A 22,308-nucleotide genomic window follows, 5' to 3' on the forward strand; every position below is an offset into this window, starting at 1 on the left:
TAGAGCGGTTTAGCCTAGAACTGCAATAATTAGCGGCTTTGCTGATTTAAATAGATGTCCGGATGACAAATTTGCATCAGGATACTTGGGTCTTCCACAGCGGCAAAACCAAACTGGGCATATAAGCCGTGCGCGTCCTTGGTTGCGAGCATTATTCGGCGCAGGCCTTGTAACTCAGGGTGGTTGACCACCGCGTCCACCAGCTGCTTACTTAAGCCCTGGCCCCTGTGCTGCTCAAGAATAAACACATCTGCAAGGTAAGCGAACGTGGCTTTGTCGGTGATCACCCGGGCGAACCCCACCAGCTCTGTCGCCTCGCAGTACACGCCAAAGCACAGTGAATTATCAATTGCCCTGGCCATAGTCTCGCGGGGAATCCCTTTTGCCCAGTAAGAGCCAGAGATAAAGTTGTAAATTACGTCAAAATTGAGCCGTGTCGGGTCGTTGCTGATGGTATAAGCAGGCATAATATTCCTTTTAAGTAGTGCATGGTCTTGTTTGTTATTATCAAGACCATTAAACCTGCTAACCCTTAACTCTGGCAAGCCCGCAAATGAAATTTGTTCTGGACTGTGCTGTCTATGCCTGCTGAAATGGGTAAACCGACCCCAAATTCAGGATAGTCGTGAGCGTATCCAGAGCCGTCTGACTCTCTGTCATTAAACTTGGGTCTGCGAGATCGGCTTCGCTCAACCTGTCGCGATAGTGCGTGTTTATCCAGTCACGCAGGCGGTGATACAAACCCTCGTCCAGTAAACATGCCGGGTTCACAGCACTGAGCTCTTGCTGCGACAAAGTAACTCGCAGACGCAGGCAGGCCGGCCCGCCGCCATTTTGCATGCTTTGTTTAAGATCCATATAGATCACTTCACTTACCGGGTTGCTGGCCTGACACAGCGCAGATAAATACTGCTCCACTTTGCCTACCATCTGACATTCGCCCGGCGCAATCACGGCCATGCCACCGGAAGGCAGGCTGACCAGCTGGCTGTTAAACACGTAACTCTTAACCGCATCTTCAACACTGATATCGGCATTTTTTACCTCAATCAGGTGAAGCGGCCGGTCGCCCTGATAGCCCGCTTTGATCTGCTCAATCACGCCTTGCTGCTGATAAAACGCCTGCTCATGGAATAAAAAGACATTTTCATTGCCAATGGCAATCACGTCATTGTGAAACACGCCCTGATCAATCACCTCAGGGTTTTGCTGAATAAATAAAGTGTTCTGCGGGTCCAACTGGTGGCTACGCGCAACCGCCTCGGATGCCTGGCGCGTTTGGCGAGCAGGGAATAATTGCGGTTTTACCTGAGTATGGGCGTCTTCGCCATAAACGAATAGTGCCAGACCCTGATGGCCGTAGCTGTCTGCCAGACGCGTGTAGTTTGCCGCGCCCTCGTCGCCATACAATGGGTGCTGTGGCAGTGCCTCATGATGACTAAAAAAGTCAGGATCACTGAACATGGCCTTGAGGATCTGGCTGGTCTGCGGCGCTTCAATGGCCCGGTGCAGTTTGTTATTCAGGTTGGCTGGTGTGATATGTAGTTTCCCGTCGGCCGAATCACAGCTCGGTGATACAGTCGCCGCGTTTGCTGTCCACATTGATGAAGCGGAGTAGCATGCCTTCAGCAGCTGAGGCTGAGCTTTTGCCGCTTTGCTTATCACCGCACTGTCTGAGCCCGCGAAGCCGCAAGCCCTGAGCGTGATCAGGTCCGGCCGGGCATTCGGTGCAACCACGCCCTGATGCAGACCCAGCTGAACCAGGTGCCACATTTTCTCAAGCCCCTGAAGTGCCGCCTGTTTTGGGTTCGAGGTTTTATTGGCATTTGACTTGGACGCCACATTACCATACGACAGCCCGGCGTAATTATGTGTTGGGCCAACCAGGCCATCAAAATTTACTTCGTAGTAGTTCATATTGCCCCCTTTTGGTGCAAGCAGCCTGTTTCAGACTCATGCATTGCACCAGATTGGTTATTGTTTTTGTAGATGATCCGCCTTGCATTTTTTCTATACCCCTATAAATTTATATATTTCAAAATGTTAGGCTTTTAATGCTCGCAAGACAGTAATTATTTCTCAGTTACAGAATCAAAAGCTATGCCATGTCAGCCTGCCTAATGGCGTATCCATAGTTAGATAGCAGCAGGCTCCCTTAAATGGGTTTTGTATTGACTAGCTGCCAAAGACTTTAAAACTGAGGATAAGATAAGCGATGTAGCCGCTGAGCAAGGTGCCGCCTTCCAGTCGACTTAGGCGACGCCCGCTGAACAGAAAAAACAACAAAATAAACGCACCGGCAAGTAGCACCCACAAATCAAACTGCAACACGCGAGGGTGAGCTGGTAGTGGTTGTAATAAAGCAGAAACACCGAGGATCCCAAGGATATTAAAAATATTACTGCCAACTACATTTCCCATGGCTATATCGGGCTGAGCCTGAACGGCAGCATCCACAGAGACCACCAATTCCGGCGCTGAAGTGCCAAACCCGACAATCACCAGGCCACTGAGCAAAGGAGAAACGCGCAACCGCCGCGCCGCTGCCACTGCACCGCGGATCAGCGCCTCCCCCCCAGTGTCAGCATGGCAATACCCGCTAAAATGAGTCCCAAATCCAGCATCATAAGTTGTTAGTCCTTGTCAATTAAGCACTTATACTTTAGACGCTGTTTCCTTTCTTTTACAAAAGATACTAACAAATCACGCTAAACATCAATCACGACTTTGCCCATCGCCTGACCACTTTGCAGACGTGCATGTGCTTGCCCTGCCTGGGCCAACTCAAATCGCTGTTCATCCAGAAGCGGCTTTAGCTCACCGGCTTCGACTATGTTTGTTAACTCGTTCAGAATGTGATGATGTGCTTCACGTTTGTGGTTATGCAACATGGGGATCAGCATGAAGACCACATGCAACGACAACCCTTTAAAGTGCGCCTGCGACAGATCCAGGTCCACCATGGCCACCGTTGAGGCAACATGACCATTGAGTGCAGCCGCTTCAAACGAGTTGGCCATATTAGCTCCCCCGACCGAGTCAAAGATCAGATCAAACCCTTTGCCATCGGTGTGCTTAGCAACATAGTCAGCAACCTGCTCGGTTTTATAGTTGATTGGTTCGGCGCCCAGACGCTGAATTAAGTCCAGCTGGGCTTCACCGCCGCCGGTAGAATAAACACGGGCACCAAAATGCTTAGCTAACTGCAATGCCACATGACCGACCCCACCTGAGCCGCCATGTACTAGCACCTGTTGACCGGCTGTAATACCACCACGCTGTAACCCTTCATAGGCGGTGATCCCAACCAGGGGTAACGCCGCTGCTTCTCGCATACTCAGATTACGCGGTTTACGTGCAATCAGTCGTGCATCGGCGAGCATATATTCCGCCAGCGCACCTTGTAAGTCGGCCAGCCCACCGGCACAGCCATAAACTTCATCGCCTGGTGCAAAGCCGGTTACGCCTTCGCCTACCTCAACCACGGTTCCGGCAAAGTCCATCCCCAAAATGGCAGGCAATGCTGGTGACAAGGGCAGCGCCTCACCCAGGGTACGGATCATAGTATCCACGGTGTTAACACTGCTGGCTGCAACCTGCACCAGCACATGACCGGCGCTCACGCTGGGTTTAGCCACATCTGTAACAGTAAACTCAGCGTCATCGCCATATTGATTCAAAACCATTGCTTTCATAATTATGCTCTCCTGTGTTGATGACGAAAACTATACTTGCCTTTCACTATTTTGATAATAGACTTGGTTTTATAATTACTTTATGTATTTTGTTGATAATGAACATTGAACATCTGAAGCTGTTTATCCGCATTGCCTCCACCCACAACATCAGTCAGGCAGGTCAGGATTTGGGTCTGTCAGCCGCTGTCGCGAGCAGTCATATTAATAAGCTTGAAACCGACTTGGGCGTAAGATTGTTGCACCGTACCACCCGCAAGGTCGCTTTGACCGAAGAGGGACAGGCGTTTTTGCCTCATGCCGAGGATGTCTTAAATGGCGTTGAAGCCGCCCGTGCTGCTATTGGCGCAGGCACCACCAAACCCAGTGGCACACTGAGGCTGACCATGCCCGCCTCCTTTGGCCGCATGCACGTTCTGCCGGCTTTGCCTGGCTTTTTTGCGCTCTATCCAGACATTAAGCTCGACCTGAAACTCTCCGACACCATTGCGGACTTGGTTGAAGGCGGGTTTGATCTGGCTATCCGAAATAGTGCGCTGAAAGACTCAACTCTGGTGGCCAAGCGGTTAGCAACAGACACTCGCCTGCTCACTGCGGCTCCCGACTATCTGGCCCTTAAAGGAGCCCCGCAAAGTCCTGAGGATTTGCGGGAACATGCCTGCATTACGCTCTCTGGGCTGGAACACTGGTCTTTTCAAACCCCGGATGGCGTGCAGACCATTAAAGTTCAGGGCCAGCTGCGCGCCGACAATGGCGACGCCATCAGAGAAGCCTGTCAACTTGGCCTTGGGATCACCATTAATTCGCGCTGGAGTGCGTATCAGGCATTACGCTCTGGTGAGTTAGTTGAGGTTCTGGCGGACTACCCTCTGAAGTCTGATACCGCCATCTGGCTGGTTTACCCCAGCTCCCGATTACTCGCGCCTAAAGTACGGGTTTTTATTGATTACCTGAGCCGCTATTTCGGCGATATCCCTTACTGGGAAAAATAATGTGATGTTCGTGAACCTTTTTATGTGCTGCGCCGTCTTGTAGAAAAAGCCACAAGGAATAGCATGGAACCATCAAAGGTCGCACTACTGGTATTGTCTGCCCAACAGGGTAACCGGCGTGCGTTCGAAACCTTATGCGAAGCGTTTTATCAGCCAAGCTGGCGGTTTGCAATGAAACTCAGTGGCCAGCGCGCCTGTGCAGATGATATCTGTCAGGACGTCTGGACCAGTGTGGCAAAAAAGCTGGGGCAGCTGAAAGAGCCCAGTGCTTTTCGCGCCTGGGTGTTCAGGGCCATCTATCGACGCTTTATCAGTCAAAAGCAAGGCGAAAGTCGGTTCGAAGACACCCAACCGGAGCAAGCCTACGAGACACCGGATCTGGATACCTCGCTGAGCATTCTGGCACTGATAAATCAGCTTGCAGACGACGAACGCCACTGCGTGTATTTATTTTATTTAGAGCAGATGTCGCTCAGAGACATCGCCAATATACTGGATGTCCCCCAGGGCACCGTTAAATCAAGATTAAACCGCGCACGAGCCCAATTGCGTGCCATGGTTAACGAGGAGCAAGCATCATGAATTTAGACAAAGAGATCAGTAAAGCATTACAACAAGAGCAAGCAGAGATGGCCCCGATCCTCGCTGAGGAAAAAGGCCTGTTTACTATGCTGGGCAATGTATATCAGGGCAATACCCGCTTTTGGGTGATTTTGGCGTCTATCAGCGCCCTGTTGATCACTCTAGGTTTTGTGTACAGCGGTTATCGTTTCTATATTGCCACATCGGTGATGGATCAGGTCTTCTGGGCGGTGTGGTTTATCGCCGGATTAGTGGTGCAAATAGCCACCAAACTGTGGATCTTTATGGAAATGAATCGCCAAAGTGTTCTTCGGGAGATCAATGCTCTGGCGATGCGAATGGGCAAATAAGCGCAGGGCCCCGCTTTTAGCGAGATGCAGCTGGCGGGGCTAGTTCACAGATCACTTTTCCAAACACGCTGGCGTCTACCTCAAGGCATTGCAAGCCATTGTGGACTGACTTCACAGCGTCGCTGCAACGTTTCTCCCGCACCACCGGATGACCCTTTGGCTCTACACGATAAGTACCACCTGCACACAACTCGTTTGCTGTGCTCAGCCACAATGTCAGCAACCCAGTTGCCAGCTCATCGGGGTCTGACACGGATACCAAATACACTCCGTTTACCCGTGAGTCTGTTACCTCTATTTTTGGCGCTGCCAGAACCGTGCTACAGGCTAATAAAAGCGTTGCTGCAATGGATGCATGCCATAACTTATGTGAAACGGTTGTCACCTTGCGCTTAATGCTCCTTTTTGTGGTGCCTATTCGCCGTCCAGACTCAGCGCCCTGGGCGGCTTTTCAGGCTTTGCATAACTCAAACGGCCCAGTCTTTGGGTTTTATGATAACTGTCGAGCCCGGATATAGCGACCGTGTTGAGAGACTCAATGTCAATATATCCATCGGCCTTGATGCTCTGTTGCGGCAGCTGGATGTCCATCACTTCGCCAATCACCAAAATAGTGCCATTGATCTCCAGCTTTTGCACTTCACGCAACGCCAGCGCAAACTTAAGCTGGCTTTGCGCGACATAAGGGGCCGCAATACCCGCTTCATGCTGAACCTCCAGCCCGACTTGCGCAAATTCTGAGATGCCAGGCGCATAGCGCGCTGAAGTCTGATGCGCTTGTTGCCAGATATCCGCATTCACATGATTCAGCGTATAAAAACCGGTGGCTTTAAGATTACTTAAAGTATCTCTTGTTACCGTATCGGGGCGAATGATCATGCCTATCAGCGGCGGGTTGGCCCCGATATGAAATACCGAGCTGACAATCGCCAGATTTGGGTTGCCCTGCGCATCTTGAGTCCCCACCAGGTTAGCACTTTTAAACCCCGACAAGCTGTTGATCAGCCGTGCCCTTTCTCGCTCCTGCATATTGGCTATGTCTTCCCGGTTGAGCTGTTTGATCATCTGTATACCTTCCTCATTTATCACTGTTTTTACTGCACTGAGTCCTCTTTTGGGACGTCAGTGTTATAGCTGTTCAATATTCTCGAGCACCTGCCTGGCGCGCTCGAGCACGGCTTGTTTGTCTTCGTCTGACTTTTTCAGCCAGTTGCTGTATACCATTTTGGTGCGCGGGTTACTGGCAAACTGTGCATGGTGTTGCTGCATAAAGTGCCAGTACAAGGCATTGAGCGGACAGGCAGAGTCAGTGACAGTTTCTGTCACCTTGTAGGCGCAATCGCCGCAATAGTCGCTCATTTTTTTAATGTAGTTGCCACTGGCCGCATAGGCTTTAGAGCCAACAATACCGCCATCGGCAAACTGGCTCATGCCCCGGGTGTTTGGCATTTCAACCCATTCGATGGCGTCGATATAAATGCCCAGATACCAGTCATCCACCTCATCCGGGGCAATGCCAGCCACCAGACAGAAGTTGCCAGTGACCATCAGGCGCTGGATATGATGCGCATAGGCATAGGTCAGCGATTGGGTGATAGCATGACTGAGACAGCGCATTTTGGTCTCACCGTTCCAGAACCAGGATGGCAGAGCACGCTTGGCCTGCAAATGATTGAGCTGTGCATACTGAGGCATATTGGCCCAATAAATCCCCCGCACAAACTCACGCCAGCCAATGATCTGACGGACAAAGCCTTCGATTTGAGCCAGGCTGATGGTCCCCTGAGACTGCTCGAAGGCCGCAATGGCCGCATCGATCACCATTTTTGGGCTGAGCATTTTGGCATTAATCGCAAAAGACAGGCGGGAGTGATACAAGCTCCAGCCCCGGTCTTCACCCAGCTCTATTAGCTTGCCCGTCATGGCATCCTGAAATCGACCGAAAGACGGCAAACAATGTTGGCAAAAAAACGTCAGCAAGTCTTTTGCCTGAACCCGATTAACGGGCCACAATAACTGCTTATCTGCCTGACCTATGGTTTTGATCTGGTGGCGTTCCAGTCGCGCTAAAATGTCAGTGACATCGTTAGCGAACACCAGTGGCTCGGGGATATCGGCAAGATCCGCCGCTTTGAGTTTGTTGCGGTTATCGCTGTCGAAGTTCCACTGGCCCCCTTGCGGTTCACCATCAACCATCAACACATTAAATTCGCTGCGCATTTTGCGATAAAAGTGCTCCAGGCGATGACGCTTGTCGCGCTTGAAGTAACGACTTAGCTGTTCGTCGGCGAGATAAAAATGCTCAGTGTCATACACACTTGATGTGACTGAAAGCGACTCACAGAACTGTGCCAGTTGCGTGCGCAACCTATATTCGTCAGGGAGCTGATAGGCAAAATGACTGATGTTGTGCTCGCTAAACAGATGCGTCAGTAGTTCAGGGAGAGAGGCAAAATCCTGAGTATCATCCAGCGTCAGGTGAAGTACCCGGTGCCCGGCCGACTCAAGCGCCTGCGCAAAGGCTTGCATTGCAGCGAAAAACGCACACACCTTTTGAACATGGTGGCGTGTGTAACTGGCTTCCTGATGCAGCTCGGCCACCACATACAGCACATCGTCGGATTTTTCTTTGTACCAGGTGTGACCAGCATTAAGCTGATCGCCCAGGATTAATCTCAGTTGCTTACTCATGAGGTTCTCTTTGCGTTGACTTGCTGCCTGCACAGCGTTTGGAGCAATACTTAACATTGGGCCAGTCCCGTTGCCATTTCTTGCGCCAGGAAAAGGGACGCAGGCAGACTGGACAGGTTTTTTGCGGTAACTGTGATTTTTTCATTCTCTCATCCAGCTTTTAACTTGGCCGTACGTGCCGTTTTAAGATCCGCTGCGCCTCTTTTTTTACCTGAGGTTTCTTGCGCCACTGCCACAGCAATTCCTGGGCTGCTTTATAGCTTAGCTTTAAATCAACAATCGGCTCGGGGTAGTCTTTGCCTAGTTCAATGCCGTACATCAGCTGCTCCATTGGCGAAAGTGCCCAGGGCTGATGGACCAGCGGCGGAGGAATATCTCTGAGCGCAGGCAGCCAGGTTTTCACAAATTCGCCATCGGGGTCTTTTTCTTCCCCCTGCTTAACAGGATTATAAATACGAATGGTGTTAATGCCCGTCACGCCTGCTTGCATTTGAAACTGGCTGTAATGAATGCCAGGCTCGAAATCCAGAAACAGACGAGCCAGGTGCGCAACCCCGGCGCGCCAGTCAAGCTCAAGGTGGTGGCATAAAAAGCTCACCAGCATGGCGCGCATACGAAAGTTAATATAACCAGTTTCAATCAGACACTTCATGCAGGCATCTACAATGGGGATCCCGGTGTTACCCGTTTCCCAGGCGTGCAACCTGCGCTGCGCCTCTTCGCCGGTGCAGCGCGGCAGCTGCTCATAGCCACGGTTAATGTGTCTGAACTGCATCTCGCATTCACTTTCAAACTTCTGGATAAAGTGACAATGCCAGTGCAGCCGGGAAGAAAAGGCCACCAGAGTGCGGCGCCAGCCAACCATTTGCCAGTGGGCCAGCACACTCTGGTACACCTGACGCAAACTGATGTTGCCCCACGCCAGATAGGCAGACATACGCGAGCAGGCCTGCTGACTGAGCAGTGGACTTGAAAGACTATACGAATACCCTTTGCCCCGCCCCTGATAAAACTCGTCCAGTACCCGCTGCGCCTGCGACTCTCCGCCCGGCTGATAATTCCCCGGCGGTGCACTAAAGCGTTGCTGAATATCATGAAGCTGACCAATGGACTTACCTGTTGTGAACCAGTTCACCTGCGACAGATCTGGCGTCGCGCAGATTGAGCGCATGGTTTTTTGCCATTGTTTATCCCAGCTTTGCCTTTGTCTTAAGCCACGCTGGACCGCACCGCTGCGCGACTCCAGCCAGTCGATCCCCTCTTCGCGGCACCAGGCAGCAACGGCCTTATCCCGCTCAAATGTATTCGCCAGGCCAATTTCCTGATGAGAATAAAGCCCGGCAATCTGGTGATCAGCATGGATCTGCTGCAGGGTTTGCAGTGCACTTTGCTCACACACCCACAATGCCGCGTGTGGCACGCGTGCCTGAATGTCCTGCAGCGACTGTAAAACAAACTGCCAGTGACGCGGCGAATAATGCGGGTCTTCCAGCAGCATAGGCTCAAAGCAGTATAACAATAACACGGGGTGACCACTGGCCACTGCCCGACACAAAGGCTCGTGATCAGACAACCTTAAATCGCGCTTAAGCCAGACCAGCGCGACACTCATACATCAGCCTCAGCAGGCATCGGCCAGTCAGCTGCATCCACACTATCCACAGTGGTTATGCCCTGTTTACCCCGCCACTTAGCCACGAATACGCCTTGTGGGTCGTACAACTGTGCCTGTTTTTCAATATTAAAGTGACGACCACCGCGGGGATCAACGCCTACACCGGCGATATACTGCCAGTTACCCCAGTTTGAGGCGACGTCAAAATCAAGCAGTTGTTGCTGGAAATAAGCTGCGCCATAGCGCCAGTCCAGCCCCAGTTCGTGAACAAAATAACTGGCGACAATCTGGCGGCCGCGGTTTGACATGTAGCCGGTTTCGTTGAGCTGGTTCATCAGTGCGTTAACCAAAGATGCGGGCGTGTTGCCCTCGCACCAGCGCACAAAGCGCTCGGGCATAAAGGTGGTTAAAGGTTTCGACTGAGCCAGCCCCTGAAAACGATAGAGCTTTGCACCAAGCTTGAGACTCAGCCACTGAAAATATTCACGCCACAGCAGCTCAAACTTGATCCAGTAGGTCGACTCATTGGCCTCTACTTGGCGCTCAAAGGTGTCTGTCGCCCACCAAATCTGGCGGGGTGACAAATTACCCAGCGCCAGATAAGGACTCATTTTGGTTGAATTCAGCCAGCCATCCAGTTCATTGCGGGTCTCTTTATATCTGCGTGCCACGCCACTCTCAAAATAGTCCTTAAGATGGGCCTGAGCGGCTTCTTCACCGGCTGGAAAGTCCAGCGGTACGCGGGTTTCTGACAAATTTGACTGGAGTTGTGCTTGCCACTGCTCAAGCGCTACGCCAGCGCTACTGTCGATGCCTAATGGAGCCGGCATTTTGTTTGAATCAAAACGGCACGCAGTGACCACCGACAAAGGTGCCTTTTCAACGCGCTTACGGAACTGAGTAAAGCTGCCTAAATCACTGTTGAGTGTCTGAATTTGTGCCTGGTCGAATAAGGTATGCTGCCAAAAGCTATGCACAGGAACTGCGCCCAGTGCCCGACGCGTCTGCTGCAATATCGCTCGTTCATAAAATCCGACGGGTTCGGCACAGATCACTTGATTTATCTGATACTTCGCAACTAATTCCGGCAACAGGTGATTGGGCTCCCCCTCCAGTACCAACAGTTTGTGGCCACAGGCTGTGAGTTGGCTGTCCAGCGTCATCAGTGAATCCGCAATGAATGCCGCCTGTCTGTCGCCAAGTAATTTACAGTGATGGTTGGTCTGAGTGCGATACTTTGGGTTTATCACATACACAAACGTCAGCGCATCACTGTTGTGAGCGGCAAAATCCAGTGCCAGATTGTCATCCAGCCTGAGATCTTGAGTAAACCAGTAGAGTGTTTTTTTCACACGCAGCCCTGTTGGATTCGGATATATGCGACCTTTTACGAACCAGAAAAAGAAAAAGTTCAGCGATTAAGTTTCAGTTTTTATTGAAAGTTCAATAACAACCGCGCTAAGCTAGCTGTGGTGAATCAAATAATAAACAATCAACAACAGGAACTTGCACTATGAATAAACTCGCCACTGTCGTGCTGCTGGGCACCGCATTTGCAGGCCAGGCAGGCCAATCGCAGGATGCTCATAATTACCAATATACTGAAATCGGGGGAAAGAAGCTGGCCTATGCCTGTGAGGGAGAAGGTAAAGTAACGGCGCTGCTGGTTGCAGGTATGGGGCTTGATGCCCATACCACCTATAAAAATACCTTGCACAATGCCAACCCTGAAGGTTACCGGTTGTGCTTTTACGACCGCGCCGGTTATGGCAAAAGCCAGTATGAGAACCCCAAAGTCAGAACCATGGTTGAGCTGCGCGATGAACTTGCCGGCCTGATTGAGCACCTGAAAGTCGAGTCTCTGGTGCTGGTGCCGCATTCTTTTGGCGGTTTTGTCGCCCGTGCCTACGCCAGCAAATACCCTGACAAAGTGAAAGGGATGGTGCTGATAGACACGGCCCATGAATCCTGGTTCGACGCCATGAAATCAAATATGTCAAAACCCGGTTGGGGCACGATGGAAATGATCATCAACTGGGAGCGTGAGCATAACTCGTTTGAGGACTTTGCCGAGGCATCCAGCCATTCTGCGCTTTATAAAATTAAAGATGATCTGCCTGTTAGCGTATTATCGCGCGGCATCCCTCATGTAACCATCAGACAAACCAAAATGAGTTACGCTGATATTGATGTCTACACACAGACCTGGAACGACTCACAAAAGAAACTGGCTAAGCTCAACAACAATACGCAGGCGGTTACCATGAAATACGCTTCTCACCTGTTTGATGAGACAGATCCCTGGATTGCACTTGAACACATAGAAGCCATGGTGAATAAAGCCAAGCTCTGAGGGTAAGGCCAACCCGCTCAGGCCCCTCCCCGGGTGTCCTGAGCGAATTACAAAATACACAGGCAAGCTCCTTATTTAACCTAGACTTAGAATCAAACTCACAACGAAATGTTAACACATTTTTCTGCAAAAAAACGGTATAGTAAAGCGAGTATTACTTTGTATCAGGCTAACAATGAAAGCGATTTTCTTACCTTTAGCACTGGCCGCCGGCGTTTTAAATTCTGGCTGTCAGAGCACGTCAACCAAAGTGTCCTCAGACTCACAACCAACAAGTCATCATACTCTGAGAGTGGCCACGTTTAATGTCAGTATGGAAGCCACCAACTATGATATGGCTAAGCATACTGCCCAATCGGGTAATGCATTAACCTTTGCCCTGCAAAGCGCAGAGTTCAGCCAGATCAACAATATTGCCCAGATCATTCAACGCACCCGCCCGGATATTATCCTGCTGAACGAGTTTGATTATATAGAAGACCCGGAGCAAGGCATTAACCTGTTCAAGCGAGACTACCTTGAAGTGTCTCAAAATGGCTTTGACCCCATAGAGTATCCTTATATGTATCTGGCACCGGTTAATACCGGTGTAGAAACCCCTTTTTCCGGCGATAATACTCGTCTGACGCATTATGGGTTTGGCAAGTATCCGGGTCAGTATGGCATGGTCTTGTTGTCCAGATACCCTATCAAACAGGGGCAGGTAAGAACATTTCAGCACTTTTTATGGAAAGACATGCCTGGCAACCTAATGCCGACCCAGCCAGATGGCAGCAGCTGGTATTCTGCACAAGAGGTATCCGCCATGCGCTTGTCGTCAAAATCCCATTGGGACATCCCGGTTCAGATCTGTAACAAGCAAATCAATGTGCTGGCCAGCCATCCGACACCACCAGTGTTTGACGGTCCGGAAGACAGAAACGGCAAGCGTAATCATGATGAGCTGAGGTTATGGAAAGATTATATCAGCGCCACGGGTAACGACTACCTATATGACGACAAAGGACAAACAGGGGGATTTAATGATGCGTCATTTGTCATCCTGGGCGACCTGAACGCCAGCTCGGTTGATGGTGATGCGTATCCGGGCGCCATTGACCAGCTACTTAAACACCCCCGTGTCAATGACTACCCGGCACCAACGTCGCAAGGTGGACTACTGAATAAGCCCGAAAACAAGCATGGTGCTACACACACTGCACACTGGGGTATGCGAGCAGACTATGTCCTGCCCTCTGCAGACCTTGCCGTTACCGACAGCGGCGTGTTCTGGCCTGCAAGCAACGAGACTGGCGCAGAGCTGGTGGCAGACAGAGCATCATCATCAGATCACCGCCTGGTATGGGTGGACATTAAATTGCCTGCACTTGAATGTGACAAATAACGCCCTCTGCTGAGGGCATTTAGGTCTTATTGCTAACGCTTTCGGCATCACATGCTTTATAACCAATCCAGGTTGAAAGATGTGGTGCCACTATCTCATCAGGGATGACCGCTTAATTTATCTTGGCTTTGCTCGCCTTTGCACCCTTCATAGTTTACTTGTAAATTGAACATCTGATCTGAGCCATCGGAAAAACCATCACCAAAGACATTGATTTCAAAGAGGTGTCGCTGTTCCAACGTTGCTATGAAAAGCTCTGAAATACACATTCTCACCAATAAACTGATTTAGTACATCTCTCTAACAGCTGTTTTTTCTCGGAGGGTGTTCTCCACCTGATAATGCTTATTTTTCAAAATGGTAAAGTAGAAAGCAACGTGGTTTATCACGTTCAATATAGCTAAAAACCTTTTTTTTAGTCATTCTTTGTAAGAAATAAAGTTAGCATCGCCAGCTTTTTTAAAGCATGGCTTTGCAGGCTCGCCATAAAAACCACCATAAAAAAGGATTGACCAAAAAATAAAAGATACCATTTATAATACCAAGCGCTTCCTTCTTGGAAGACTTATCCTGCTTTAATAATTCAAAGGAATTGGTAACCCGAGCTTGTGTTCTCATGATAAAGTTATTTCCTAGCACATTACACTATCTGCCTAAAGTGAGTTCTGAAATTAAAATAACTACCTGCACTTATCCAGAGAGCATAGGTAAATCGCTCTAGTTTCAACCTGGTATATGCGATAAATTTCATCTGATAGCTCACTTAAGCTAGAGTTGGAAAATCACTAAGCCCTATCATCTAACAAGTCAAAATCCTGGGGTTAAAATACTTAAAACTTCGTTCTAATTTATCATTTTCTCAAATGATACCTTGAAATGGTTAAATCACCTTCTTCTTTTGGCTTCACAGCACTAAACCCTTAAAATCCAAAATTCAAGAGTTCATTCTCGAGTAAATTTAAAAATATTCTCATTCTCCCACTAACTAATTTCAAATATAAAAACATGCACTAAAGATGAAAAAGGCATAGAGATTTAAATTCGAAAGTTAAAGAGCAACCAATCCCTTCTTCTGCACCAATTGTTCATCATACTGAAAGGTTATCTTCACCAATCTTTCCCCATACATTTTTTAAGCATTATTTATGCAAGCAATATAACCAAACAACCTAGTTGTTACCCGCTTATAATGAACAAGCTTAAGTTTATGTATTTTATGGATATTTCACAATTTCGGCGAATTTTGCATTTGCCAAAATTTTCATCCATTCTGTGTGGCGTCGGCTAGGAAGGACGTCACTAAAGATAACGTCTACCTGGCTCATAAATTAAAAACTTAAAGGTATAAAAATTATGAAAGCAATGACCAATGACTGTATACGCACCGTTTCAGGCGGTGAGCTTCCACCTGAAATAGTCCCTACCTTTCCGGAAGACTAAAAATAATAGAAAGGTATAACGAGGGTACTAATTAGATAGTCCCTCATTGATTTAAGATTCAAACAGGATTAACACCATGAAAAAAAGCAAAACATTTTCACCACAAGTTATTGAAGAGCTAGAAGTTAAATCAGCCGTTAACGGTGGAGGCATTTTTGAGCCACCGATCTTTATTGGCATGGCTTAACCAGGAGGCTTACCAACATGAATAAACCTAACCCCTTCAACCCTGAAATTATTGACGAGTTGCAACTTAAAGAAGCCGTAACAGGTGCAGGTATTGATCGACCAATTTTCATCGGCTACCAAGAGCCAATCGAGAACATTAAATTTTAATTAAAGGATTTAACAATGAAAAACGCTAAAACATTTTCACCAAAAACAATCGAACAACTACAGCTAAAAGATGTTTCTGGCGGCTACGCATTTGACCGACCAATTTTCATCGGCTATCAAGAGCCAATCGAAAACATTAAATTTTAATTAAGGGATATAACAATGAAAAACACTAAAGCATTTACACCAAAAACAATCGAACAACTGCAACTAAAAGATGTTTCTGGCGGTTATGCGTTTGACCGACCAATTTTCATTGGTTACCAAGAGCCAATCGAGAACATTAAATTTTAATTAAGGGATATAACAATGAAAAACACTAAAGCATTTACACCAAAAACAATCGACGAACTTAATCTGAAAGAAATCGCTGGCGGTTATGGCACTTCCATTCCACCTGAATTTATCGGTATCAAGTAAATAGACGTACTACAACTAATCGACTTTTCTGGTGGCTCTACATTTGACCGAATGACTTTCATCAGTTACTCAGAAAAATCAACAACACCAAGCTTTAACTGAAGGATATAACAATGAATAACACTAAAACATTTACACCAAAAACAATCGACGAACTTAACCTGAAAGAAATCGCTGGCGGCTATGGTACTTCACTTCCTCCTGAATTTATCGGTATCAAGTAAGTAGATAGCGTTATAGATAGGTCGAAGTAGCAGTGGTATCGCTACTTCACCTCTTCTCACGTAACAATTTCGTATACGGCAATATAAAAGGACGGCATATGATGACTGATAACTTTATGAGTATGTTATCAACAAACAGCTCAGTTGAAGATCTCGAAAACGCATTCTTTGACTATGTGCAAAAACAGCAATTCAAAACACAAATTGAGCGCATGGCTTTGTGCAAAGATAACACTTATTTGGGTGATATTAGCCGCAAAGGTATTACGCTATACGAAGATGATACTTGGCTAATGCTGATTACTTTGGATGCTTTTGCAACTCAAAGTGGTGTAGCGAACACGTTTTCATCCGAGTCTTTATACTGTGTTATCTCAGATCATCATTACGCAGTGGGCGTCTATCCGGAGACCAATGGTGTACTTGCACTATCCGGTGAAAATAACCTTACTAAGACTAAGAATCTGAAAATACTGGCAAAAGATCACGCTTACGTCTTTCATGGACAACAAGAAAAAGTCGTCGTTGCCCTGCACAATAAATCAGTCTCGCGAGACGTATGCCCGCAATATGAAATTGCAACCGGTAATAAAATCGCCAGTTACTCTGGTACTCAAAATCTGGAAAGACACAAGGTCCTAATTGGATTTCTACCTCAATTTGGTGCAACGGGCGCCCCGTACCTGAGTACGCTCACAAAACACAAAATAAATGCCATTCGCTGGCAAGCTCTGGTGGAACTGTTCAAGGTGGATCACCAGCTGGCAAAAAGTATTTTAATTGAGTTCTTAGAGGACCCCTGCCAAATCATCAGAGCACAAGCGAAAGCAACACTGGATCAGTTAACAGAATTTGAAGAGGCGTGTTAATCCTATGGAATTTTACTCACCAAAAACCGTTGCTCCCAATTCCATTGCAGGATTGATGGCGTTCATTAAAAATAATGTAAAAGAAGGTCAAAGACTGTGTGACACACCCGGCCTGGTAGATCAGCTGATGGGACTGAGAGCGAATATTCCCGATGTGCTTGATGGCATCATGCAATCACTTCAGCACCCCGAGGCCAATTCATACGGTAAAAACTCTTTTGTACTTTACAAAGACGATACCTTGATGCTCCGTGCCGTTGTATGGGAGCCAAGAGCAGACAATGATTACACTAAAGATGATGCAAACCTGTTCGCATACGGTTTATGTCATGACCACAATTTCGAGCTATTAACGCTAGGGCTGAGCGGCAGTGGCTACACAACGCACATGTACGAGTATCAACACAAAGGCAGTGACTACGAAGAAGGCGAAGAAATTGATATTCATTTCAATGGCGACTTTGTATTAGAGGAAGGATGTGTGCTCTATATGGATAAATCTAAGGATTTACATTCACAAAGTCCGCCTAAAGAACTGTCGATGTCACTGAACATCATTATGGATAGCGGTAAAAAAGAACAACCTGTTTTTGTCGATACACAATCGAAACGTGTTATCGCTTTTGGCAATGTGGTTGACGGCGACCGTTATATGCAGCAACTCCAGCAAGCACTGAGCTAGTACAGCTGAGGTGGCCTTCTCTGAACCTTGCTCAATGCTATGATGTTCAGCGAAGGTCACCTGACACTGTGTTCGCAGTGCAAAGCCTCAGTAATGGAAAAATGCCTTATTTTTTGGCCAGCTCACTTTTCAAAAGACAGTGAGCTGCACAATGCATCCATCTTTTTCTCTTCCATGTTTTCGTGCAAAAAGGGATCCAGACTGGCTAATTGACGCCTGGCAGCATCGCTTTGCGCGCCGATCACTTGCTCAATCCAGCTCTGATAAGACGAAACTCGGGTATATAGCTCAGTAACGCCATATTCTCCGACATCGTAAAACCAGGAGTCGGTCCGTGAACTCACACCGAGTAATACTAAGCGCCCGTCTTGTTTGATATAGGCAGGTCCTCCGCTATCACCATTACCAGAGACACCCTCCAACGCTTCTCCTTTGCTCCCTTTTTCAAATTTAAAGACAATATCGGAGTCTGTTACGTTGACGATTCTATTTTGCGCTTTTCTTAACTTCCCTTTGTTGTCCTTATAGTTGACGGTTTCTCCCTGATCACCGGTACCGAAACCACCCGCCCCAATAAACCAAACCACCTGACCTTGTTCGTCCTGCATATTGTAAACTTCAGCGGGTTTCACACTGGTCACTGGCTGAGAAAGCCTGAGCAACGCAATGTCGTGTTGTTTGCCCAATCGATATTCGGGGTAACTAAAACGCTGTGATACTTTAACGAGTTCATTCCCTACTTTTATCAATTGTCCAGGGTTCATACAAAACACGGTGTGGGCTGCTGTCAGTACCCAGTCGGGCGCTATCAAAGTGCCATGGACACCAATGTTATACAGGGTTGCCAATGGCACAAAGTCGGATAACGAGGCATCATAGTGCTGCTGCGGGACATCGTGTCGAATAACGATGGCGTTGGCTAACGAGCTAAACAAACCGATTGTAAAGAGAATAGAACTGCTAATTTTCAATGTATTAATCCTTATTTCTAACAGTTGTCAGATATGCAGAGACTTGCGGATTAATCTAGCAAATAGCAGTTTATATGTTGTTTATTAGCCGTTTCATTTTGTAAGGATAGATTACAACTCATTCAGTTGGCAGTTGGCCAAAGCGCTGCTCACAGTTGGCCAAAGCGCTGCTCAAGTTCTGTCGCGCTGCAAAACCCTAATGTCAGTGGGTAAGCTTCACCCTGTCCGTTGACATAAAACATCGCAGGAAAACCAGAAACCCTTAAACGACGTGTCAAATCCAGATGCTGGTTGAGTTGGGCTTGGGCCTGAGCACTGCCCAGTACTTTCTGAAACCTGGGTCCATCCAGCCCGATAGATTCTGCGCACGCTATCAGTGTGTCATCCAAAGAGGGGTTTTGAGCAAGCTGATAGTAAGCTCGTTGAATGGCTTTTACCATGTCCACAGCACTGTTTTCCCGTATGCTTTGTGCTGCAATCACGGCGCGACAAGCCTGATAAGTCGCACGCACTGGGGTATTGAGCTGCCAAAAGTCATGATTAAACACCACCTGGGTTTTGCGCTCTATTTGCCGCCAGTAAGAAGCAATGGTGTCTCTGAGCGCCGGATCCATCGGCTCGGTTGTGTCAGGTGCCAGGCCTCCCATAACCCAACTAATCTCGGCCCCGGGGCGGTTGGACAAAAACAACTCTAACTCTGGCTGAAAACCATAGCACCAGCCACACATAGGATCCATTACATATAAAAACTGCATTACTTTCTCACTTGAGGTCACTTAACCATAGTCACTATACCTCTTTTGAGCAGTTTTCCAGCACAGTTGGCGGAAGATAAATTGTAAACTCATTGATTGGCTCGACTAAAACACTGTGTGCCTGTTGTTGTTCTTGTTCAGAAACCAGCCCCAGGCGGGATAGCAAACCAAAATTTGCGGACTTTAGACGTGCACAGGATACCGCCAGTTGTTTATGCCACACTCTGTAGGTGCCCAAACGGCCATCCCGACGATAATAAAAGCCCGCTAAGGGGTGAGTGAGATATACAAGTCCAGTTTCTGTGTCCGGGAACCCTGGCAGCTCAATTGTAGCCCCTTTTTCCTGCACCAGCTCAACGCTTGCAGGAGCCCAGTTTGCTTTAGTAAGCATTTTATATCGGCGGTAAAAACCCTGTAACTCATCATAGTCGCAATCAAACACAACTTTGCCATCGTACCAGGGCAGCTTCCACACAGTGCTGGGTACAATTCGCGTCCAGGAATCCAGTGTGGTGCCAAGAAACCAGACACAGCGTTCACCGGTTTTTTTGTCAATGATATAAATACGGTAGTTTGTCTGGCCCATGGTGAATTTGGGAAAAGGGTAAACGGCAGAGGTAAAGTCTACGTCCACAAATGGTACAACAGAAATAAGCCCTTTCTCTTTGCCATCAATAACAACCGTGTCAAGCGCAAAACGCGCCGGAAATACCCCCTCAAACCTGCAAGGATCAACGGCATATGTAATGATTGCAAAGTGCTGAAGCTTACACAGCACATCGACCCCTGCAGGCATTGGTCTTGGTGTTAAGCAATCTTTGAACCTTAAGGCGTGCATTTTCGCTCCCTGAGTATCTTTTAAGAAAGTTGAGGCCCTCAATGCAAAGAGTCCCTGAACTATTTGCATCTTAGCGAAAGAATGAACGTCTGTCTTACTGACATCAGGTTGTATCTTTAAACCACATAATCAACCTGCTGAACAAGGCCAGGTTTTCCGTTCTCATCAAGATAAAAACCCGATTTTCGAATTGCGCCCTGTAACTGCCCGTCTGCTCTGATGTTCATAGGTGTGTCTGCATTTTGCAAAGCAATGGCACCTATGTTGGCTTCACTGAGTGACACGAGCTGATCCTGATCTTTGTTTTTAACCCAAACTTTAAGGCTGTCAAAGATGGCGTCATTTTCATCAATAAAGCCGTTACCGTCATCATCATACTGAGCCAGGTCGGCGAAACCATTACCACTGAGCGCGCCAAACAACTCTTTGCCGTCGTCTATCCGGTTGTTTTGATTGAGATCCAGTGCCAAATAACCATAACCTTTTTTGAGCTGAGCAAAATTATCGGTCTGACCGTCAGCATCAATGTCAAAATCCATACGCTCAGTGTCAAGCTCAACAGCCCGGTTGGTAAAACTAATGATCAGGGGATCTTTCATGTTGACGTTTTCTATGATGCGCTCATAGCTGGTGTGGGATTGTTCAAAAACAGACTTAAAGGCAAAGCTGATCTGCTGACCGTTTTCCAGACGGATCTGTCCGTCGGCTTTAAAGACATTGGACTGGCTCTCGTGCATTAGCCGTTCAACCAACACCTCGGTGGGCGGTGTTTCTTCTGCCTCAGACACCAGCTCAGACATTTCTGCCTGTGACATTTCTGCCTGTGACATTTCTGCCTGTGATATGTCTTTACCGACCACAGCGTCGTACCACTGCACTTCACTGCCGGAGAGTTTCTCTACCAGTAATTTCAGGATATACATTCTGGCACTGGTTTGCATATCCAGCTCAGTGGCGCTGCTATCTACCTCAGCAACTTCCTCTTGCAACGCCTGACCCCCATTGTCAGACAGTGCCGGGTTATCGCTTTGCGACGTCGACGCCGGTGTAATTTCAGTCCGCTTTTCATAAACATGGGTTTGACCTTCATGTTTATTACTCATATTAACTTGTGCATTTTCAATTTTCATAGCTCCTCCGCTCCCATCCATGTGGTTTGTTATCGGCTGAGCTGAACAAAGATTAAGCAAAAATTATCAACAAAGATACAGACAACGCCAACGGTTATCCCTGGCGTTTTAATACGGGTAATACTTCTGCGCTTTGCGTATCGAGCATCTGCAAAACGTGCTCATACCCATAGTCTGGCTGCCAGTTCAGCTGTTGTTGCGCTGCTGAAGAGTCATAGACCCTATCCAGAGAATCAGGCAGGGTCCAGCCACGTTGTTCGAATGCCGACACAAGTTGCGGACATTTTTCAGCAATCACCTTGCTGGCTTGCAAAAACAGGCGCGTTTGATCGTCACGACAAAAGGGCGTTGCGCCAGAAATAATAAAGCGCGTAAAGCCTGGCAGGCGTTTTTTGATAGCACACAGGTGTGCATTGGCAACATCCCGGGCGTCGATACTACGTGTCAGCCTGTAAACAGCCATCAGATCAGCAGGCTCAGGAAAACATCGGGACATCTGTAATACCGTTACCGGCAAACTGTGTTCTGTCGAGATAGTTTGTAATACTTGTTCTGCCAATATTTTACTGCGGTGATAAACCGATTTAGGCTGTGGCTGAGTATGCTCTGTGATCCAGCCAGCTCGTCCTGAAGGTGTAGAGGCATGACCGTACAAGGCAGTCGTGCTGGTAAACACAAAGTGCTTTATACCTGCTTTTACACCAGCCAATGCCAGTTGCTCCGTTGCATCGACATTGATGCTTTGAAACGCATCGTCATCAACAAGCCCGACATGCGGTGCATGTAACGCTGCCGTATGGACTATCGCCTCTACCCCGTCAAGCGCGCGGCTTAAAAGCTCGCTATCTCTAATATCACCAACAAAATCTGCAGTGGAACAAGGTGTTTTATCTAACCCAACCACCTGGTGCTCATGCATGAGTTTAATGTAGATGGCGCGTCCAACTCTGCCCGCAGAGCCCGTTACCAATACCTTCACTA

General features: G+C 47.9%; 26 protein-coding genes. 10 read left to right on the forward strand and 16 right to left on the reverse strand.

The annotated features are described in order from the left end of the window. Nucleotides 1–29: 29 nt before the first annotated feature. The 4 genes from TW77_RS08445 to TW77_RS08460 form a co-directional block, all read right to left on the reverse strand. Entirely contained in the window at nt 30–467 is a 438-nt protein-coding gene (locus tag TW77_RS08445; RefSeq protein ID WP_046004514.1) for a GNAT family N-acetyltransferase, read from the reverse strand. Between the two features lie 112 nt (nt 468–579). Next, entirely contained in the window at nt 580–1,917 is a 1,338-nt protein-coding gene (astB, locus tag TW77_RS08450) for an N-succinylarginine dihydrolase (protein WP_046004515.1), read from the reverse strand. Between the two features lie 258 nt (nt 1,918–2,175). Beyond that, the gene (locus tag TW77_RS08455) at nt 2,176–2,550 is read right to left on the reverse strand and encodes a hypothetical protein (protein WP_052713109.1); all 375 of its coding nucleotides are present in this window, start codon (nt 2,548–2,550) and stop codon (nt 2,176–2,178) included. Nucleotides 2,551–2,708: 158 nt separating this feature from the next. Continuing rightward, nucleotides 2,709–3,695, reverse strand: a complete 987-nt coding sequence (locus TW77_RS08460; protein ID WP_046004516.1) for a zinc-dependent alcohol dehydrogenase family protein — start codon at nt 3,693–3,695, stop codon at nt 2,709–2,711. A 98-nt stretch (nt 3,696–3,793) separates the two neighbouring features. Here TW77_RS08460 and TW77_RS08465 point away from each other — a divergent pair, with 98 nt between their 5' ends. The 3 genes from TW77_RS08465 to TW77_RS08475 all read left to right on the forward strand — a co-directional run bounded on the left by TW77_RS08465 (nt 3,794) and on the right by TW77_RS08475 (nt 5,619). Beyond that, nucleotides 3,794–4,687, forward strand: coding sequence for a LysR family transcriptional regulator (locus TW77_RS08465; RefSeq protein WP_046004517.1), 894 nt, complete (start codon nt 3,794–3,796; stop codon nt 4,685–4,687). A 63-nt stretch (nt 4,688–4,750) separates the two neighbouring features. After that, entirely contained in the window at nt 4,751–5,269 is a 519-nt protein-coding gene (locus TW77_RS08470) for an RNA polymerase sigma factor (protein ID WP_046004518.1), read from the forward strand. Next, the gene (locus tag TW77_RS08475) at nt 5,266–5,619 is read left to right on the forward strand and encodes a DUF6768 family protein (protein ID WP_046004519.1); all 354 of its coding nucleotides are present in this window, start codon (nt 5,266–5,268) and stop codon (nt 5,617–5,619) included. Before TW77_RS08470 ends, TW77_RS08475 begins: the two co-directional genes overlap by 4 nt. A gap of 16 nt (nt 5,620–5,635) precedes the next feature. Here TW77_RS08475 and TW77_RS08480 read toward each other — a convergent pair whose 3' ends face one another. From TW77_RS08480 to TW77_RS08500, 6 genes are all read right to left on the reverse strand, one after another. Next, a complete protein-coding gene (locus tag TW77_RS08480) occupies nt 5,636–6,004 on the reverse strand; it encodes a hypothetical protein (RefSeq protein ID WP_046004520.1) in 369 nt (122 codons plus the stop codon). A 29-nt stretch (nt 6,005–6,033) separates the two neighbouring features. After that, complete coding sequence (locus tag TW77_RS08485) at nt 6,034–6,684, reverse strand: flavin reductase family protein (RefSeq protein ID WP_046004521.1); 651 nt, start codon at nt 6,682–6,684, stop codon at nt 6,034–6,036. Nucleotides 6,685–6,747: 63 nt separating this feature from the next. Beyond that, nucleotides 6,748–8,310, reverse strand: a complete 1,563-nt coding sequence (locus tag TW77_RS08490) for a cryptochrome/photolyase family protein (RefSeq protein ID WP_046004522.1) — start codon at nt 8,308–8,310, stop codon at nt 6,748–6,750. Then, nucleotides 8,303–8,455, reverse strand: coding sequence for a DUF2256 domain-containing protein (locus tag TW77_RS24755; protein ID WP_082078882.1), 153 nt, complete (start codon nt 8,453–8,455; stop codon nt 8,303–8,305). The genes TW77_RS08490 and TW77_RS24755 overlap by 8 nt, the downstream gene beginning before the upstream one ends. 15 nt (nt 8,456–8,470) lie before the next feature. Then, the gene (locus tag TW77_RS08495) at nt 8,471–9,922 is read right to left on the reverse strand and encodes a cryptochrome/deoxyribodipyrimidine photo-lyase family protein (protein ID WP_046004523.1); all 1,452 of its coding nucleotides are present in this window, start codon (nt 9,920–9,922) and stop codon (nt 8,471–8,473) included. Further along, entirely contained in the window at nt 9,919–11,277 is a 1,359-nt protein-coding gene (locus tag TW77_RS08500) for a DASH family cryptochrome (protein WP_046004524.1), read from the reverse strand. Before TW77_RS08500 ends, TW77_RS08495 begins: the two co-directional genes overlap by 4 nt. A gap of 161 nt (nt 11,278–11,438) precedes the next feature. Here TW77_RS08500 and TW77_RS08505 point away from each other — a divergent pair, with 161 nt between their 5' ends. Together TW77_RS08505 and TW77_RS08510 are read left to right on the forward strand one after the other, a co-directional pair. Beyond that, nucleotides 11,439–12,278, forward strand: a complete 840-nt coding sequence (locus tag TW77_RS08505) for an alpha/beta fold hydrolase (RefSeq protein ID WP_046004525.1) — start codon at nt 11,439–11,441, stop codon at nt 12,276–12,278. A 175-nt stretch (nt 12,279–12,453) separates the two neighbouring features. Further along, a complete protein-coding gene (locus tag TW77_RS08510) occupies nt 12,454–13,662 on the forward strand; it encodes an endonuclease/exonuclease/phosphatase family protein (RefSeq protein WP_052713110.1) in 1,209 nt (402 codons plus the stop codon). Between the two features lie 459 nt (nt 13,663–14,121). Here the strand turns inward: TW77_RS08510 and TW77_RS25125 are convergent, their stop codons facing one another. Beyond that, nucleotides 14,122–14,280 (reverse strand): hypothetical protein, encoded by a 159-nt coding sequence (locus tag TW77_RS25125; RefSeq protein WP_156158628.1) that lies wholly within the window; start codon nt 14,278–14,280, stop codon nt 14,122–14,124. 1,026 nt (nt 14,281–15,306) lie between these two features. Between TW77_RS25125 and TW77_RS25940 the strand changes: the two genes are divergently transcribed. From TW77_RS25940 to TW77_RS24200, 5 genes are all read left to right on the forward strand, one after another. Next, nucleotides 15,307–15,438, forward strand: coding sequence for a hypothetical protein (locus TW77_RS25940; protein WP_275041930.1), 132 nt, complete (start codon nt 15,307–15,309; stop codon nt 15,436–15,438). Between the two features lie 15 nt (nt 15,439–15,453). Further along, complete coding sequence (locus TW77_RS25945) at nt 15,454–15,585, forward strand: hypothetical protein (RefSeq protein WP_275041931.1); 132 nt, start codon at nt 15,454–15,456, stop codon at nt 15,583–15,585. A gap of 15 nt (nt 15,586–15,600) precedes the next feature. Further along, nucleotides 15,601–15,732, forward strand: a complete 132-nt coding sequence (locus TW77_RS25950; protein ID WP_275041932.1) for a hypothetical protein — start codon at nt 15,601–15,603, stop codon at nt 15,730–15,732. Nucleotides 15,733–16,180: 448 nt separating this feature from the next. Next, the gene (locus TW77_RS08515; protein ID WP_046004526.1) at nt 16,181–16,951 is read left to right on the forward strand and encodes a hypothetical protein; all 771 of its coding nucleotides are present in this window, start codon (nt 16,181–16,183) and stop codon (nt 16,949–16,951) included. 4 nt (nt 16,952–16,955) lie between these two features. Further along, nucleotides 16,956–17,633 carry a hypothetical protein gene (locus tag TW77_RS24200; protein WP_052713111.1) on the forward strand — a complete coding sequence of 226 codons (678 nt, stop codon included), beginning with the start codon at nt 16,956–16,958 and terminating at the stop codon, nt 17,631–17,633. Nucleotides 17,634–17,755: 122 nt separating this feature from the next. On the opposite strand, the gene TW77_RS08525 is transcribed toward TW77_RS24200, so the two are convergent. The 5 genes from TW77_RS08525 to TW77_RS08545 all read right to left on the reverse strand — a co-directional run bounded on the left by TW77_RS08525 (nt 17,756) and on the right by TW77_RS08545 (nt 22,306). Further along, complete coding sequence (locus TW77_RS08525; protein WP_046004527.1) at nt 17,756–18,604, reverse strand: S1 family peptidase; 849 nt, start codon at nt 18,602–18,604, stop codon at nt 17,756–17,758. Nucleotides 18,605–18,753: 149 nt separating this feature from the next. Continuing rightward, nucleotides 18,754–19,359, reverse strand: coding sequence for a DsbA family protein (locus tag TW77_RS08530; protein WP_046004528.1), 606 nt, complete (start codon nt 19,357–19,359; stop codon nt 18,754–18,756). 34 nt (nt 19,360–19,393) lie between these two features. Then, complete coding sequence (locus tag TW77_RS08535; protein ID WP_046004529.1) at nt 19,394–20,197, reverse strand: DUF2071 domain-containing protein; 804 nt, start codon at nt 20,195–20,197, stop codon at nt 19,394–19,396. 116 nt (nt 20,198–20,313) lie between these two features. Then, the gene (locus TW77_RS08540; protein ID WP_046004530.1) at nt 20,314–21,327 is read right to left on the reverse strand and encodes a hypothetical protein; all 1,014 of its coding nucleotides are present in this window, start codon (nt 21,325–21,327) and stop codon (nt 20,314–20,316) included. 94 nt (nt 21,328–21,421) lie between these two features. After that, entirely contained in the window at nt 21,422–22,306 is an 885-nt protein-coding gene (locus TW77_RS08545) for an NAD-dependent epimerase/dehydratase family protein (protein ID WP_046004531.1), read from the reverse strand. Between the last annotated feature and the right edge of the window lie 2 nt (nt 22,307–22,308).

This window comes from Pseudoalteromonas rubra, assembly GCF_000967655.1.
Lineage (GTDB): Bacteria > Pseudomonadota > Gammaproteobacteria > Enterobacterales > Alteromonadaceae > Pseudoalteromonas > Pseudoalteromonas rubra_A.